The organism is Bradyrhizobium sp. BRP19, assembly GCF_020194195.1.
In the GTDB taxonomy this organism is placed as follows: Bacteria; Pseudomonadota; Alphaproteobacteria; order Rhizobiales; family Xanthobacteraceae; genus Bradyrhizobium; species Bradyrhizobium yuanmingense.
In genome coordinates, this window is the sequence record NZ_JADYVZ010000069.1 from 1 (window position 1) to 1,715 (window position 1,715).

General features: G+C 63.1%; 1 protein-coding gene. It reads right to left on the bottom strand.

The annotated features are described in order from the left end of the window. The coding region (locus I6F36_RS38515; protein WP_225173246.1) for a vanadium-dependent haloperoxidase at positions 1 to 1,715 on the bottom strand (1,715 nt) is incomplete at both ends.

Here is a 1,715-nt window from a genome sequence, read left to right on the forward strand (position 1 = left end):
GTCATGCGCTCGTCCCGCAGCATGCCGATAGCCACTTCTTCGCCGATCGCCATTGAGGCCGAAGCGTCGGAACGCCAGTGGATGCCCGCCCAATTCCGTCCGAAACCGAAATTCACCGCGAGCTTGTTCAGCTCTCCACCAACCGTGAGTGGCGGGCCGTTATAGGGCATGAGCTTCGTCGGGTCAGCCGGATCGGGCTGTACCGGGTTGATGATGACGCGGCTCTCGTCGAAAAACGCCTTCAATATGGTAGCCGTAACGGCACCGACGCCCGTGGCACCGCCGGGATAGGTGGAGTGAAGGGGCGCGGCTTCCGGATAGGTTTGTGACAAGAGGTAGGTGCCGTATTTCGCTTTACTGCGATCGAGGGCTTCCGATTTCAGGAAGCTGTCATGCAAGGGGTAGTCGCTCACGCCATTGGCTAGGCGATGGTGCGCCAGACCGCCATAGGCTTCCGGTCGCACGGTCCGGTGCACGAAATACTTCTGCCAGTAGGACGCGCGGACGGAGTTGCTGATCCCCGTAGTGAGTAGTGCCTGCACATAGGCCAATCCGAATGTGCCTCCTCCAGGGCCCTGTGTTTTCGATTTCCGATAGGGGCTAGACGGGAAGGATACGGGCTCCGTCACTGGATACATTCCGGAGTACCGTTGGTCCGTTCCGCCGCCGGGGGTTGCAAGCATCAGCGCTGCTGCCCACCCGAGTGCGGGACCAGCGCGGACATACTCCGCGAGATCTCTTCCTGTCGTGATGTATCGCGGTGTCGCCTCGAATTCCAACCGGCGTTTCGCTGCGGCGCCGTTCTGGATCGCCAGCCACTCCTCGTATTCGGTCAGGAATTCGCTCGTGGGCAACGCGGTGCGAATTTGAGCACTAATCCACTGTGCGGCATAGGGCACGTCCCGGAGCAGGAATTGCGAGATCAGCGGGCCGTCCAGAACGCCTGGAGGCGTGACGGAGCGGCCCTTCGGGTCAGCCGGGTCGAAGTAAAGCGCATTGGCACGAAACAGCGTACCGGGTGTGACCCGACCACCAGACTTCGGCCCGCGGAAATCCGCAAGCTTGTTGATTTCCTCGGTCGCTGCAAGCACGTCGCGGTTGGAGGTGTCGTCGCGCAACTCGGTAAGCGGAACATCACGAAGCAGGGATTGCCAGTATACCTCGACCGCCTCGCCGCCGCGCTCCGCACTTGCAAGGGTCGGCGCCGGCGGTAGCGCAATCTGAGTAGGGTTCATGCCGCTCAGGCTGACGGCCAGCGTGCCTACCGGATTGACCAGTCTGCGCGTGCCGCCGAGCGGGATTTTCTCGAAATCAGCGGGATCGCCCGACTGACAAGCAATATAGAAAGCCTGCCAAGCAGCTTGTTCCACTTCGCCGCGTTTGTCGTGCGGCAGGCCCCGCGTATCGGAACCGATCTTGTTGGTGTAGCGCGCCTCATCGCCGTTCGCCGGGTGGGGCGCGATGGGAATTTTCTCGTTATTGCTCGCGCAGGCCGCTCGGACTTCGAAGGCGCGGCGCTTGAGCGCCGCGTCGAGCGGTCGCGCCTCCGTGCCCACGCCCACGGTCTGCGCCGCGGCCGGGGCTACTCCGGACATACCCGGCGGAGACGCAAGCACGGCGGCGCCAACTGCGATGCCGGCCCCGCCGAGGAGCGAGCGGCGAGTGACCGCCGTGGTCGGCAGGGTCGGCGATGCCAGGTCATATTCAGTCGAAAT